The organism is Corynebacterium anserum, from assembly GCF_014262665.1.
GTDB lineage: Bacteria > Actinomycetota > Actinomycetes > Mycobacteriales > Mycobacteriaceae > Corynebacterium > Corynebacterium anserum.
The window spans coordinates 1,875,306-1,888,388 of record NZ_CP046883.1; the positions used below are offsets into that span (position 1 = coordinate 1,875,306).

Genomic DNA, 13,083 nt, shown 5'->3' on the forward strand with positions numbered 1-13,083 from the left:
ACCTCCTCTTACCAGACGTAAGCGAGGACTTCGCCGCCCACGCCCTTATTTGTGGCCTCACGGTCAGTCAGCAGCCCGTGGGACGTGGAAATAATGGCCACGCCCAAGCCACCCAGAACCTTTGGCAGATTGTTGGACTTTGCGTAAACACGCAGACCTGGCTTAGAAACACGACGCACGCCAGCGATGGAACGCTCGCGAGATGGGCCGTACTTCAAAGTGATCTCCAGGGTCTTGCCGACCTTCTCCTCGTTCACGGAGTAATCAGCGATGTAGCCTTCCTTCTTAAGGATCTCTGCGATGTTCGCCTTGATCTTGGAAGAAGGCATGGAGACGGAATCATGGAACGCATTATTTGCGTTCCTCACGCGGGACAGCATGTCCGCGATCGGATCAGTCATGGTCATGGATGTGACCTTTAGCCTTTCTCGTTGCGGTTCCCAGTCTCACCCTAAAATTGCGTGTACCGCGTGTTCATTGGCCACTCATCGCTCCATACGCTCAGTAGCGTGTGGTGCTCGCTGCCTTGTCACGCGGCCGCTTGGGGCAAGGGGCCTACAACAAAGTGGTTGATTATGTACGTGAACTGTGGGCATGCGCAACGAATGTGCTGTGCACACAGACTTATCCACCCTAACGGCTCTCGAAAGTTTTCCCAAATCATACTGAGTTCTCGCCGTTTACCAGCGCGCCTTGTACACTAATCGGGTTCACTGAAACGGCTCACATTCACACCTAGCTGCTTCACACCTAGCTGCACTCACAACCGATGGCATTTTATGCCTCGTGCACACAAGCATTCCGCGATGTGCACCAGTCTGCGTTCTTCGCCCCATGCACACGCCAAGGAGGTGATGCGTTATCACTGCACCACACATGTCCTCGATCCGTAAACGTCGCGTATGGGGACTCGCTGCCCTTCTCGTCGCACTCTTCCTCGCCTGCACCGCAAGTATGGCTTTGGGATCACGACCAATAAGCCCCACATTCCTCATCTCTTTTTTTCGTGGCGACGCCACCTTCCCGTCCCCCGAATATTCCACCATCGTCGAACACCGTATCCCGCGTACTCTCATCGGTTTACTCATTGGACTGGCCACAGGCTCAGCTGGTGCTGTCATCCAGGGACACACCAGAAATCCCCTTGCCGATCCAGGTCTGCTCGGCACCTCCTCTGGGGCAGCGTTCGCAGTCGTCATCGCCATCACATATCTCGGAGTACACGGCGTGCACGGCATGGCTATCGCAGCATTACTCGGGGCATTAGGAGCCACTATCATTACATTCTTGGTGGCGTCGGTGGGAAAAGAGCACGCCCACCCACTGACCTTAATCTTGGTTGGAGCGGCGCTCAGCGCAGCACTTTCATCCTTCACCACAATGATCGTCCTCTCGGACGCGGTAACCCTCGACACCATGCGTTTGTGGACTGTAAGCAGCCTCGAAGGGCGTGACATGCCCATTTTCTGGGGCATACTGCCCTTTATCCTGATTGGACTAGTTCTCGCTGTCGGGAACGCTCCCCAGATCAACATGCTGAACCTAGGTGATGACACCGCCAGCGCCCTCGGCGTACACACCAGCATGGCCCGTTTTGTGGGAATCAGTAGTATCGCGATTCTCGTGGGGGCTTCCACCGCCGCAGCAGGACCTATCGCCTTTATTGGACTCATGGTTCCACATATCGCCCGTACCCTCACAGGACCTGATTACCGCTGGGTTCTGCCTTACTCCGCGATCGCAGGAGCCACTCTACTGCTCACGGCAGACGTCATCGGCCGTGTGATCATCCGCCCTGCTGAACTGCACATGGGCATCATGCTAGCGATAATTGGTGCACCGTTGTGCCTCTCCGTGCTATGGAATAGAAAAAGGTGGTCGCTGTGAGCACTGGCCAGGACTCAGCCGAGCACGCACTACAAGCCCGCGCACCTCGCACGAGCGCACTACGCGCCGGTACGCCCCACACGCGTGTACCACACAGTGGACACACCTCCCTACGCTGGGGAAGAATCTCTTTCGCCTTTCGAGCCCGCGCAGCCTTTGCCGCCGGCGCTTTAGCGACCGCTACCTTCCTGCTTTTTGCCATCTGCCTCGCACACGGCGACTATCCCATCCCCCTAACTCGTGTTCTCAGTGTTATTTTTACCCCGGGCGGGGACAGCGTAGAACATCTCGTCATCCTTCATTGGCGTATGCCTCGAGCACTGTCCGGAGTCATGGTCGGGGCAGCTCTCGGGCTGGCAGGCGCGATAACCCAAACCCTCACCCGCAACTCGCTTGCCAGCCCCGACATTCTCGGTATAACCATCGGAGCCTCAGCGGGAGCTGTGAGCGTTATAGTTGCCAGCGGAGGCGCCACCACCGGCATACTAGCTTGGTTCGCAGGGCAAGGCATTGCGTTCTCAGCATTATGCGGGGCACTGCTCACATCAATTCTTGTCTGGGCTCTGTCTTCTCGCTACGGGGTGGATCCAATCCGCCTGATACTGACCGGCCTCATCATTTCGGCGCTGTTGGGTTCTTACATCAACTACCTGCTGACTACCGCCAAAATTCAGGACGTTGCGAGAGCTCAATTCTGGTTATCTGGGTCCCTGGGTTTGGCGACATGGGATCGCCTGCTTCCCGTCACCATCGTCGTTATCATGAGCATTCCCACCCTGGCATGGGTCGCTTTTACACTGCGAGCCACGCTCATGGGGCGCACCATCGCTACCGCGCTGGGGCAAAACATTCATACTGCACAATTCACGTTGTTGGCTCTCGCAGTTACTCTCACTGCAGCGTCCGTCGCAGCAGCTGGCCCCATAGGCTTCATCGCATTCGTCGCACCTCAATTAGCACAACGTCTCAGCGCCACAGTTTCCCCGCCGCTTATCAGCTCATTATTTATGGGATCTTTTCTTCTATTAACCGCCGATCTCGCAACGCAAACAATACTGCCCCCTACTGCCTCAGTCGGACTCACAACCACTGCGTTCGGCAGTATTTTCCTCATCTACCTGCTCATACGCGTACAGCGAAAAGAGACAGACAACCAATGATCAGTGTCACAGACTTAACAGTTGGTTATAGCACCGGCGTACCGGTAATCAGAGATCTCTGCCTCGATATCCCGGAAGGGAAAATAACGACCATCATCGGTCCCAACGGGTGCGGCAAATCGACATTACTGCGCGCCATGGCTCGCATCATTCCCCACACTAACGGCCAAGTCAGGCTCAATGGCGTCGATATATCAAAGATAGGCCGAAAAGAACTCGCCAAAAAGTTGGCTGTCCTACCTCAATCCCCCACAGCACCCGAAGGGATACTCGTCAGTGATCTCGTCGCCCGAGGGCGTTTTCCCCATCAATCGTGGTATGCGCAATGGTCTTCCACAGATGAGAAAGAAGTAATCCGTGCACTAGAACTCACCAACACATCGCACCTGGCACATCGACACCTTGATGAGCTCTCCGGCGGCCAACGTCAAAGCGTATGGCTTTCCATGGTTCTTGCTCAAAACACAGACATCGTCTTTCTCGACGAACCAACGACACACTTGGATCTCGCGAATGCGGTGGAAGTCCTGGAATTAATTCGCTCCCTCAACAACGATGCAGGCCGCACGATAGTCATGGTGCTGCACGATCTCAACCTGGCCTGCCGGTATAGCGACCACCTTGTTGTTCTATCTGACGGCTCACTCATTGCGCACGGAGACCCACACAGCGTCGTGTCACCAGACATGTTAGAACGCGCATTCGGACTCTCTGCAAAGATTATTCCGGATCCACTGACGGGCGGCCCACTTATCATCCCCTACCCTTGCAGAATATAACACCATGCCAGGGCGCCCCATGCGCGCTTATCCCGACAGCACTCATGAATCATCGCAACATAACAGCAAATAAGCTCTACTTCAGTTTTATATTCAGTCAGTTTTGAATCGACGTGATTCGCGTCCAATAGTCTCCACAAAAACAAGACAATCGCCGCTTTCTCTGCACAGCAGGAAAGCGGCGATTGTCTTTTATTAACGCGTCGTTTTGTCTACTCAGCGTTTCCCTTCTTGAATGGGAAGCCCAATTCGCGGAGCAAAGCACGGCCTTCATCATCGTTGGTCGCGGTCGTCACGACGGTGATGTTCATACCACGTGGACGATCAACCTTGTCTACGTCGATTTCGTAGAACATGGTCTGTTCACTCAGGCCGAAGGTGTAGTTGCCATGGCCATCGAACTGCTGATCAGAAAGACCACGGAAGTCGCGAATACGCGGCAGTGCGACGGTTAGCAGACGGTCCAGGAACTCCCACATACGGTCGCCACGCAAGGTCACGCGCGCACCGATTGGCATGCCTTCACGCAGTTTGAAGTTCGCAATAGCCTTCTTAGCGGTACGGATCTGTGGCTTCTGACCAGTAATCAGGGTGAGATCCTCGATAGCACCGTTAATCAGCTTGGAATCGCGTGCAGCATCACCGACACCCATGTTGACCACAATCTTTGTGATGCCAGGGATCTGCATGACGTTGTCGTAGTTAAACTCGGCATTGAGCTTCTCGCGGATCTCAGCACGGTACTGGGACTTCAGGCGTGGAGTGTAGTTTTCGCTCATCGTTAGATGTCCTTCCCGTTGCGCTTGGAGACGCGGATCTTCTTGCCGTTCTCATCAAAGCGGTAGCCGATACGGGTTGGGTTACCGTCGGAGTCCACGACCATCACGTTGGAAACGTGGATGGGTGCCTCCTGGGTGACAATGCCGCCGGACTCGGCGCCACGCTCTGGAGCGGAGTTAGCAACGTGCTTCTTAATGCGGTTTACGCCTTCGACCAGAACTTTGTCACGCTTCGGATAAGCCTCGATGACCTTACCCTTCGCGCCTTTGTCTGGGCCGGAAATGACGATAACGGTGTCGCCCTTACGGATCTTCATTTAGAGCACCTCCGGAGCAAGAGAAACGATCTTCATGAACTTCTTTTCACGAAGTTCACGAGCCACTGGGCCGAAGATACGGGTACCGCGTGGGTCGTTGTCATTTGCCTTGATAATGACGGCTGCATTCTCGTCGAACTTGATGTAGGAGCCGTCTGGACGACGGGTTTCCTTCTTTGCCCGAACGATCACGGCCTTGATGACCTCGCCCGCCTTGACGGTGCCACCTGGAGCAGCTTCCTTGACGGTTGCGACGACGACATCACCGATACCAGCGAAGCGCTTAGTGGAGCCGCCGAGCACGCGGATGACCAGAATCTCTCGGGCACCGGTGTTATCGGCTACTCGCAGGCGCGATTCCTGTTGAATCACTTGAGTCTCCTCATAGACCTAGATTGTTTGACGTGCGTGGGATTGCCGACCCTCGCGCACATGGTCCGTGTCTGTAAACAGACAACCCGGGTATTATTCCACGGTGCAGGCACAAGAAACAAATCATCGACTATCCGTTCCATACAGAAGTGCTGCACTCTTTCGCGCCCAAGACCGGATGTACCCCTCGTCCCCTTCACACCGTGACACACTCCCTCACCTCACCACTGTTCAGGCCGGATATAGCCTCACCACTGTTCAGGCCGGGTATAGCCTCGCCGGTTCCCAAGACCGCCGCTATTCCTCACGGGCCTTCTACATAAGACTGAGTAAGGGTAGGCTCACTAATACTATGGCACCTCCACCTCTTACTCTCGGCGCAATCAGCGCCAGCCCCACCCAACGCGCCACGTTCGCCGACCACCAGCTCACGCTCACCCCCTCCGCCCCAGAGCACCGCATCATCCGAGCCACCGTGTGCAGCGTTTCCGCACCGGCGGAGCATCTTCGCCGCATCAGCGTTGAAGCACCCGAATTCGTCGATTTTCAGCTAACCGGCCCCGATGAATTCTTCGGACTATTCATCCCACCCCACCGTGGCACTCCTCTCTGCCTACCGGAGGAGACCAGCGGTACCAATATCCGAGCGGTTGTCGCCGCCATGCCGGACGACCAGCGTCCATCACTGCGTTGGTACACCATTAGGACAGCAGACCCGGCGCGCGGCCGAATCACCTTCGACGTGGTCACTCATGGCGTCGTAGATCCCACGGCAGTACACAACGGACCAGGACTGACTTGGGTACTCGACGCACGCATCGGCGACGACGTCGGTATTTGGACCTGCCACGGGCTTTGGCACCGAGGTTGCAATTCCCAGACGCTCATTGCGGATCCCTCCTCCGCTCCGTCGGCACGGGCGATCCTCGAATACGCGGAGGCTTTCGCGCCGGAGCAGCTGCACGAAATGCACCTCCTTGTTATCGCCGAGAGTTACCGCGACCTCGAGCCATTCCTCATCGCCGACTGGGAGCACAAACTAGGCACCCTGGAACTGATCTTCAGCCCGGCCACAGAATTCGCCGACACCACCGTCTCCTTCCTGCGGCAACTAGACCACGTCCACCACCCCGCGACCCAATCTCGTTACGTCTGGGTCGCTGGCGAGGGAACACTGTGTAAAGAGATACGACGTTACGCGATCACTCAGTGGGGACTACCTAGCGACGCCGTGCAATGGTGCCCCTACTGGTTCCTCGGCAGAGCACGACCATGACCCCGACCCTCGGCAGTGCAAACAATGAGTTCCCACCCTCGGCAGAGCAAACAGAGCAGACCATGAGCCCACCTAGGGTAAGAAACTAGATTTCTCGATCGACGAAAGAAGCCTTCCCCCGTGTGAGGGGCGTTCATCAGGCGGACTGTTGCAAACCCTGCTGGAGCGCTAAACGACGCCCCGCGGAACGATAATTGGCGAATGTCCACGCGGATCTTCCCACACCTCTGCCCGCAAACCATAGGCATCACGTAGAACCTCCTCGGTAAGCGCTTCACGTGGACTGCCCTCTGCGAGCTTCCGCCCATCTTTCACGACGATCATCGTGTCACTGAACACCCCGGCGAGACCAAGGTCATGCAGCACAGCGACGACCGTCTTCCCTTGCTGTGCCAATTCCCTCACGATGCCGAGAATTTCCATCGCGTGCGCTGGATCCAGATACGTCGTCGGTTCGTCAAGTAGCACCACCGGGGTGTCCTGGGCAAGCACCATTGCCATCCATACACGCTGCCTTTGCCCTCCCGACAGTTCGGCCACGTCCCGCGCGGCCAGGTGATCAGTCGCTGTTTTCTCCATCGCTTCCCAGATGATCTTTTTGTCCTTCGACGCCACCCCAGCACCACTCCACAAGGCTTTTCGGTAAGGATGGCGTCCGCGCTCGACTAGTTCCGCGACAGTCAATCCCGGCGGGCATAGAGGATGCTGCGGGAGCAGTGCGACGCGCTGTGCTGCTTCACGAGCGGTCATCGCATGAATCTCTTTGTCACCCACATGCACCCTCCCTTGTGCAGGAGTGAGAAGGCGCGAAAGAGTTTTGAGAAGAGTAGACTTTCCACATCCGTTCGGTCCAAGGAGGGTCGTCACCTGCCCCGGTTCAGCGCTAAAGGAAACGTCTTTGACGATATTCGGGCCATCGGCGTAACCCACCGTCACGTGGTCGACGCGAACAATCATGCGTTGAATCCTTTCAGGGTTCCGCGGCGCGCGGCGACCCACACCAGCCACACCAAAGCAGGTCCGCCAATAATGGCGGTCACCAGCCCTACAGGAGCTGTAAATGGAAGTGTTCCGGCGACCACTGCGCACGTTGTCATTAGCGCCGCACCCGCAGCAGCAGAACACACTGGATGAGGAGTAGGAGTGTCTGCCACCAGCTTCGCTACCTGCGGAGCAAGCAAGGCGACAAAGCCGATCGGCCCCACGAGCGATACGACTACAGCAACAACACCTGTCGCCGCTATGAGTAGTACCGTCCGAACCTTGGGGACGGGCACCCCGAGAGTGGAAGCGGTGGCGTCATCATGAGCGAGAAGGGGCAAATCCCGTGTGACCAGGAACCCCAAGAGAACAAAGGGAGCAAGCCCAACAGCCATGGGCATCAGAGCTTCCGAACGGACGAAACCGGTGGATCCAGCGAGCCACGTTTGGGCATCCGCCGCCCGTGTGAGTTCCGCCTTGAGCATCAAATATTGCACTAGGGATTGTGTGAGGAAGGACAGCGCGAGTCCGACAATGACTACTCGCTGAGAGGTACCAAAACCACCCAGCAACATGAGTAGCATGACGATGAGGAGTGCTCCGATTAGTGCCAACCCAGCACGCCACCAAAAGGTAGGGATTTCCTCGCTCCACGCTGGACGTGACAGCACAGTGCCAGCGACAACCAACACGGCCGCACCGCCGGACACTCCCAAGATATCCGGGCTAGCCAGTGGATTACGCGCCATCGTTTGTGTCCAGGAGCCCGCTAAACCCAAAGCTGCACCGACGAACACGGTGGCTATAGCCATCGGAAGGCGCAGATCCCACACCACATTCACAGCCTGGTGGGTGCCGCCACCAGTGAGCACATCGAGCACTTCCACAGGGTTGAGTTTTACCGCCCCTTGCCCTAAAAGAATGCAGTAGCACACTCCCGTCAACACAATGAAGCCCAGCGTAGACAGCGCTACACGCATGAAACGGATCCGTTTAATCGACTCCAGTTCGCTCACACCGGCACCTCCATATCTGTCGAGACTGGTGAGTGTCGACGCCTCCGCACCGCAGCAATCATTAGTGGTGCGCCGATAACCGCCAGCACGATAGACATTTCCAACTCGTTTGGTTGCAGGAGAAAACGCCCCAGAATATCGGCGAGAAGAACCGCTACACCACCGACCACTGCGGTAGGTACAAGCAGCCTCGTCAGCGCTGGACCCGTAATTGGTCGAAGCACATGAGGCACCGCAAAGCCAACGAAAGTCACGACCCCCACCGTGGCTGTTGCCGTGCCCGCGAGGATGATTACCGCAGCCGCCGCGAGAAACCTCGCTCGTGCAGGCGAACCGCCCAGGGCTTGAGCTACGTCTTCCCCCATCGCCAGCAAATCCAGAGAGCGAGCCGCAGCCGTTGCACACGCCACACCGAGTGCCAAGCCAATAGCCGCCGCTGCGACGTCATCCATTCCCCGCCCTGACGTCGAACCAACTGTCCACCGGCGCATTCCTTCCAATGTGTCGGAGGAGTAGAGGCTCAGCAGGTTCGTTGCTGCCTGCAAAGCGAAAGTGACACCCACGCCGATGAGTACTAGAGTCAGCGGATCGCGCGAGACGCGAGAGATCACCAACACAATCACCGCCGCCAACAGCGCTCCGAGCAGACCCATAAGTGCCCGCTGTCCGACGGTTGTTGCCCATCCCGCTGCCAGTGCAGCAGCAACTGCAAAACCAGCACCGGCATTAACACCAATGATCCCTGGATCGGCTAATGGATTGCGTGTCCAACTCTGAGCAATCGCACCCGCCATCGCCAATGCCGCACCGACAATCACCGCCAACAACGTGCGTGGTACGCGTAAGTCCCAGATGATTCCTGACTGCTCTAGCTCCACTCCCGTAGGGTTCTCCGCTACTTTTTCAGCAGGGCCGTGGAGAAGAATCGCAGTGACGTCGGACGGAGAAAGTCCACGCGAGCCAAGGTAGAGGGAGGCGATCATCAACACAACAAGGATTGGCAGCATTACCGCTGTCAGGGTAAAAGTACGACGAACCCCCACACCATCCAGCGTTCTGGGTGAGGGGGGTGCAGAATCTAAGTCTTCGTTCAACACAGGGCGTAGCGGTCAGATAGCGTGTAGAGGTCAGATAGTTTCCGCGAACTTCTCGACCGCCCATGGGATAGTCAGGGGGTTTGGCATGCTCATGGCATTACCGACGTTCTCTTCGAGCCAACGAACCTTACCTTCGCGGACCACGTCCAACTTACTGAAGGTTGGATCCTTCTTCAGGGTTTCAGCGGCTCCTTGGTAGTCCAGGACGAATAGATAATCTACGTTGTTGAGGTCGCTGTAGTTCTCCGGTGCAATGTCACGGTAGAACTCGCCTTTGTTCCCCTCGAGTTCCTTGGGGATAGTGAAACCAAGGTTTTCAATGAACTGTCCGCGACCGTCACCAGAGGTGTACAAGCCAATCTTGCCGTCATAAGGCATCACGATGGCCGCCTTCTTGCCCTTGAGTTCTTTGTGCTGTGCGACGAAGTCATCGAATGTCTTCTGAGTCTCATTGATCAGCTGTTTGCCCTCGTCGTCTTTGTCCACAGCATCAGCAATCTGAGTAATCTGATCCTGCCATGGGATTTGCCAGTCTTTGGTACCTTCTGGCTTAAGGGTGGTTGGGGCGATGTCATTAAGCGCCTTTTTCGCCTGCGCATCAACTGCTGCGTTCACCGCGATGATCTTGTCGGGATCTGAGGCGGAGATCTTCTCGAGAATCTCCGCAGTGAAACCAGTTCCCGTGCCATAAACGGTGGCCGGTTTGTTATCGCCCAATTTGTCCTTCGCCCATGGCCCCACACCGGAAGCGTCCACATCACCCTCGGCACCCCAAGGGGCAATGAGAACGGGTTGGATACCCAGTGCGAGAAGCGTATCGGCATCACCGAGGCCTACGGACGCGATGCGCTCACTGCCTGCTGCGTCGTTATTCGACGCCGCATCATCACCACCGCGGGCGCAACCCGTGAGAATCAATGAAGACGCCGTCAACACGGCGACGGCCTTAATAGCAGCACGACGGCTAAGAGAAACGGATGAAATCATCTGGGGATACCTAACGTCAGAAATCGTGGGTGAGATGCGGACCGTGCGACGATGGCGCTGGCAAAAGCACAAAAGCAAGGCGGCAGCGTGACTTAAAATCGCACGGGGGACGCCAACAGCACCAAACATAGCAAGGTAAGCCTAATCTTACAAGATCAATTGTCGGGCTTTAAGAAACTGGCTTTAAGGAACTAGGCAAAGAGGAGTGACGCACAGACCAACGCTATAAAGAGGATCAAGAAAAGGGGCGATCCCTGAACTCCCCCTCATACAGCGCCTCATCCTGTGGATTTACACCCAAATCACACCCTCATTAGGTTAACGGAAGATTAAAAAGTGACACAGACTAGTGCATTTCTAGTAAGCGCACACTAAGTTCTAAATCCATAAGTCATGGAGATTTCCTAAGGCGTGCCGCATACGGCTGTGATACAGCAGCTAGGAACCCTTTTATTCCCCTGATTTATTACTGTTTACGAGATTTGAGAGGAAAGCAGGTCAGACCGATATGGCCTTGAAGAAGAACCTGATTGCACTGTCTACCGCTGCAGCAGCAGCCTTTGCTGGAGCAGGCGTTGCATCTGCCGATGAAGCTGTAAAGACCGACCACACCCCTAAGCAGGTGATCTCTGAGGGCGCCGCCAAGGAAACCTCCAAGGCAACCGCAAAGGAAACCGCCAAGGAAACGAAAACTCCAGTAAGCCCAGCAAGCGAGAAGACCGAAAAGGCACCAGCTGCACAAGCAGATAAAGGCACCGCTGCAGATGCAACCGCACAACCTGCAAAGGGTGGCACTGTAGCCCCTAGCACCACCGAGGCAGCAAAGGGTGGCGCTGAAAGCACAAAGCCAGCCTCCGCTACCAAGCCAGCAACAGCCGAGGGCACCACTGGTAACGAGGGAACCCAAGGCACGTCCGGCTCCTCCAACGAGGGCACCACCGGTAACGAGGGCACGTCCGGCTCCAGTGACCAAGGCAATGCTGGCGACAAGGAAGAGAAGCCAGCAAACTCTTCTGCAGATGATTTCTTCAAGTGGGACGAAAACACCACTGGCCTTAAGAAGTTCGAGGATGTCGCTAAGCTCCTCGGCATCATTGGTGGTGTTATCGGCACCATCGTTACCGTGATCGCATTGTTCTAAAACGCTCTACTTCACACACTTATTGTGTTTCCAGGATTCATCGGGAGCTGCTGTATCAGGTTTCACGATGTGCACGGACGCACACAATTCTGACAGCCTTCTTCAGCTGTCTCACTCTCTCACTCTTCTTCACACGGAACACCCCGAGCCGGCGCTCACAAACCATAGCGCCGGCCGGGGTGTTCTTTTTCGTTCCCGACCATCGTCACTCATAGAGTGGAGCATGTCGGCTATCCATGCTTTTCTCACACTTAGCGCCGGTCCTTCCCACACACAAGCCTCTTAGGCAATACAAAACCCCCGCAGTCCCTCCCAGGAAAGGGAGGCGAGCGGGGGTGATTGTACAGAAGTTCCGCGATTGAAAGCCTAGCGGGCCTTCTCGATAACCTCTACGAGACGGAAGTGCTTGTCCTTGGACAGTGGACGAGTCTCTTCGATGCGAACACGATCGCCTACACCAGCGGTTTCGTTCTCATCATGAGCCTTCACGCGGGAGTTACGGCGCATAATCTTGCCGTACAGTGCGTGCTGTTTACGGTCCTCGAGCTCTACGACGATGGTTTTGCTCATCTTGTCGGACACGACGTAGCCGGAGCGAACCTTGCGTGCGCCCTTTTCCTTTTTAGTCACAGTTGCCTCACTCATGCTGCGTCACCACCAGGATTGGTAGACAGGCCGAGCTCACGCTCGCGCAAGACGGTGTAGATGCGGGCGATGTCACGCTTGACGACGCCCAGACGACGGTTGTTGGTCAGCTGGCCGGTAGCCATCTGGAAGCGCAGGTTGAAAAGCTCTTCCTTTGCCTCGCGCAGACGGGTGGTCAGCTCTTCATTGTTGAGCTCACGGAGCTCGTGGGCCGGAGTGCCGGTAGCCATTAGAACTGATCCTCCTTCTTTACAATGCGAACCTTGCATGGGAGCTTGTTACCTGCACGACGCAGGGCTTCCAAAGCCTGAGCCTCAGTTGGGTAGGACACCTCGAACAAGATACGGCCGGGCTTCACGTTAGCAACCCACTTCTCCACCGGACCCTTACCTGAACCCATACGGACACCAAGTGGTTTCTGGGTCAAAGGACGGTCAGGGAAAATGTTGATCCACACCTTACCGCCGCGCTTGAGGTGGCGGTTGATGGCGATACGAGCGGACTCAATCTGACGGTTGGTTACGTAGGTCGGCTCTAGGGCCTGGAGGCCATAGTCACCGAACGTTACGCGGTTGCCGCCCTTGGACACGCCCGTACGGTGTGGGCGGTGCTGGCGGCGGTACTTTACGCGCTTAGGGATAAGCAT

At 56.3% G+C, this 13,083-nt stretch carries 16 protein-coding genes; 5 read left to right on the forward strand and 11 right to left on the reverse strand.

The window, feature by feature from the left end; all coding sequences use genetic code 11:
• Positions 1 to 8: 8 nt before the first annotated feature.
• On the reverse strand, positions 9 to 407 hold the full coding sequence (rpsH, locus tag GP473_RS07835) for a 30S ribosomal protein S8 (protein ID WP_185770334.1): 399 nt from the start codon (positions 405 to 407) through the stop codon (positions 9 to 11).
• 469 nt (positions 408 to 876) lie between these two features.
• Between rpsH and GP473_RS07840 the strand changes: the two genes are divergently transcribed.
• From GP473_RS07840 to GP473_RS07850, 3 genes are read left to right on the forward strand one after another with little or no spacing between them, the layout of a single operon-like run.
• The gene (locus GP473_RS07840; RefSeq protein WP_186276816.1) at positions 877 to 1,887 is read left to right on the forward strand and encodes a FecCD family ABC transporter permease; all 1,011 of its coding nucleotides are present in this window, start codon (positions 877 to 879) and stop codon (positions 1,885 to 1,887) included.
• Complete coding sequence (locus GP473_RS07845; RefSeq protein ID WP_185770336.1) at positions 1,884 to 3,047, forward strand: FecCD family ABC transporter permease; 1,164 nt, start codon at positions 1,884 to 1,886, stop codon at positions 3,045 to 3,047. Before GP473_RS07840 ends, GP473_RS07845 begins: the two co-directional genes overlap by 4 nt.
• Positions 3,044 to 3,826 carry an ABC transporter ATP-binding protein gene (locus tag GP473_RS07850; RefSeq protein WP_186276817.1) on the forward strand — a complete coding sequence of 261 codons (783 nt, stop codon included), beginning with the start codon at positions 3,044 to 3,046 and terminating at the stop codon, positions 3,824 to 3,826. Before GP473_RS07845 ends, GP473_RS07850 begins: the two co-directional genes overlap by 4 nt.
• 212 nt (positions 3,827 to 4,038) lie before the next feature.
• On the opposite strand, the gene rplE is transcribed toward GP473_RS07850, so the two are convergent.
• Genes rplE through rplN form a run of 3 tightly spaced genes read right to left on the reverse strand, consistent with a single transcriptional unit; the run spans position 4,039 to position 5,294 of the window.
• Positions 4,039 to 4,605, reverse strand: a complete 567-nt coding sequence (rplE, locus tag GP473_RS07855) for a 50S ribosomal protein L5 (protein WP_185770338.1) — start codon at positions 4,603 to 4,605, stop codon at positions 4,039 to 4,041.
• Between the two features lie 2 nt (positions 4,606 to 4,607).
• Entirely contained in the window at positions 4,608 to 4,922 is a 315-nt protein-coding gene (gene rplX, locus GP473_RS07860; protein ID WP_185770339.1) for a 50S ribosomal protein L24, read from the reverse strand.
• Complete coding sequence (rplN, locus tag GP473_RS07865; RefSeq protein ID WP_185770340.1) at positions 4,923 to 5,294, reverse strand: 50S ribosomal protein L14; 372 nt, start codon at positions 5,292 to 5,294, stop codon at positions 4,923 to 4,925.
• 352 nt (positions 5,295 to 5,646) lie between these two features.
• Between rplN and GP473_RS07870 the strand changes: the two genes are divergently transcribed.
• Entirely contained in the window at positions 5,647 to 6,570 is a 924-nt protein-coding gene (locus GP473_RS07870; protein WP_186276818.1) for a siderophore-interacting protein, read from the forward strand.
• Between the two features lie 168 nt (positions 6,571 to 6,738).
• Here GP473_RS07870 and GP473_RS07875 read toward each other — a convergent pair whose 3' ends face one another.
• The 4 genes from GP473_RS07875 to GP473_RS07890 form a co-directional block, all read right to left on the reverse strand.
• A complete protein-coding gene (locus GP473_RS07875; protein ID WP_185770342.1) occupies positions 6,739 to 7,527 on the reverse strand; it encodes an ABC transporter ATP-binding protein in 789 nt (262 codons plus the stop codon).
• The gene (locus GP473_RS07880; RefSeq protein WP_185770766.1) at positions 7,524 to 8,531 is read right to left on the reverse strand and encodes a FecCD family ABC transporter permease; all 1,008 of its coding nucleotides are present in this window, start codon (positions 8,529 to 8,531) and stop codon (positions 7,524 to 7,526) included. Before GP473_RS07880 ends, GP473_RS07875 begins: the two co-directional genes overlap by 4 nt.
• Positions 8,532 to 8,563: 32 nt before the next feature.
• Positions 8,564 to 9,574: a FecCD family ABC transporter permease gene (locus tag GP473_RS07885; protein ID WP_185770343.1), complete on the reverse strand. Its 1,011-nt coding sequence runs from the start codon at positions 9,572 to 9,574 to the stop codon at positions 8,564 to 8,566.
• Positions 9,575 to 9,694: 120 nt separating this feature from the next.
• A complete protein-coding gene (locus tag GP473_RS07890; RefSeq protein WP_185770344.1) occupies positions 9,695 to 10,651 on the reverse strand; it encodes an iron-siderophore ABC transporter substrate-binding protein in 957 nt (318 codons plus the stop codon).
• 508 nt (positions 10,652 to 11,159) lie between these two features.
• Between GP473_RS07890 and GP473_RS07895 the strand changes: the two genes are divergently transcribed.
• A complete protein-coding gene (locus GP473_RS07895; protein WP_186276819.1) occupies positions 11,160 to 11,792 on the forward strand; it encodes a hypothetical protein in 633 nt (210 codons plus the stop codon).
• A 366-nt stretch (positions 11,793 to 12,158) separates the two neighbouring features.
• Here the strand turns inward: GP473_RS07895 and rpsQ are convergent, their stop codons facing one another.
• Genes rpsQ through rplP form a run of 3 tightly spaced genes read right to left on the reverse strand, consistent with a single transcriptional unit; the run spans position 12,159 to position 13,083 of the window.
• Positions 12,159 to 12,437, reverse strand: coding sequence for a 30S ribosomal protein S17 (gene rpsQ, locus GP473_RS07900; protein ID WP_185770346.1), 279 nt, complete (start codon positions 12,435 to 12,437; stop codon positions 12,159 to 12,161).
• Positions 12,434 to 12,667, reverse strand: coding sequence for a 50S ribosomal protein L29 (gene rpmC / locus GP473_RS07905; RefSeq protein ID WP_151842169.1), 234 nt, complete (start codon positions 12,665 to 12,667; stop codon positions 12,434 to 12,436). Before rpmC ends, rpsQ begins: the two co-directional genes overlap by 4 nt.
• Complete coding sequence (gene rplP, locus GP473_RS07910; protein ID WP_185770347.1) at positions 12,667 to 13,083, reverse strand: 50S ribosomal protein L16; 417 nt, start codon at positions 13,081 to 13,083, stop codon at positions 12,667 to 12,669. Before rplP ends, rpmC begins: the two co-directional genes overlap by 1 nt.

Excerpts from the sequence above, each read along its gene's own strand:
- rpsH (WP_185770334.1), bottom strand. The coding sequence starts at position 407 with ATGACCATGACTGATCCGATCGCGGACATGCTGTCCCGCGTGAGGAAC.
- GP473_RS07840 (WP_186276816.1), top strand. The coding sequence starts at position 877 with ATGTCCTCGATCCGTAAACGTCGCGTATGGGGACTCGCTGCCCTTCTC.
- GP473_RS07850 (WP_186276817.1), top strand. The coding sequence starts at position 3,044 with ATGATCAGTGTCACAGACTTAACAGTTGGTTATAGCACCGGCGTACCG.
- rplE (WP_185770338.1), bottom strand. The coding sequence starts at position 4,605 with ATGAGCGAAAACTACACTCCACGCCTGAAGTCCCAGTACCGTGCTGAG.
- rplX (WP_185770339.1), bottom strand. The coding sequence starts at position 4,922 with ATGAAGATCCGTAAGGGCGACACCGTTATCGTCATTTCCGGCCCAGAC.
- GP473_RS07870 (WP_186276818.1), top strand. The coding sequence starts at position 5,647 with ATGGCACCTCCACCTCTTACTCTCGGCGCAATCAGCGCCAGCCCCACC.
- GP473_RS07875 (WP_185770342.1), bottom strand. The coding sequence starts at position 7,527 with ATGATTGTTCGCGTCGACCACGTGACGGTGGGTTACGCCGATGGCCCG.
- GP473_RS07880 (WP_185770766.1), bottom strand. The coding sequence starts at position 8,531 with ATGCGTGTAGCGCTGTCTACGCTGGGCTTCATTGTGTTGACGGGAGTG.
- GP473_RS07885 (WP_185770343.1), bottom strand. The coding sequence starts at position 9,574 with ATGCTGCCAATCCTTGTTGTGTTGATGATCGCCTCCCTCTACCTTGGC.
- GP473_RS07890 (WP_185770344.1), bottom strand. The coding sequence starts at position 10,651 with ATGATTTCATCCGTTTCTCTTAGCCGTCGTGCTGCTATTAAGGCCGTC.
- GP473_RS07895 (WP_186276819.1), top strand. The coding sequence starts at position 11,160 with ATGGCCTTGAAGAAGAACCTGATTGCACTGTCTACCGCTGCAGCAGCA.
- rpsQ (WP_185770346.1), bottom strand. The coding sequence starts at position 12,437 with ATGAGTGAGGCAACTGTGACTAAAAAGGAAAAGGGCGCACGCAAGGTT.
- rpmC (WP_151842169.1), bottom strand. The coding sequence starts at position 12,667 with ATGGCTACCGGCACTCCGGCCCACGAGCTCCGTGAGCTCAACAATGAA.
- rplP (WP_185770347.1), bottom strand. The coding sequence starts at position 13,083 with ATGCTTATCCCTAAGCGCGTAAAGTACCGCCGCCAGCACCGCCCACAC.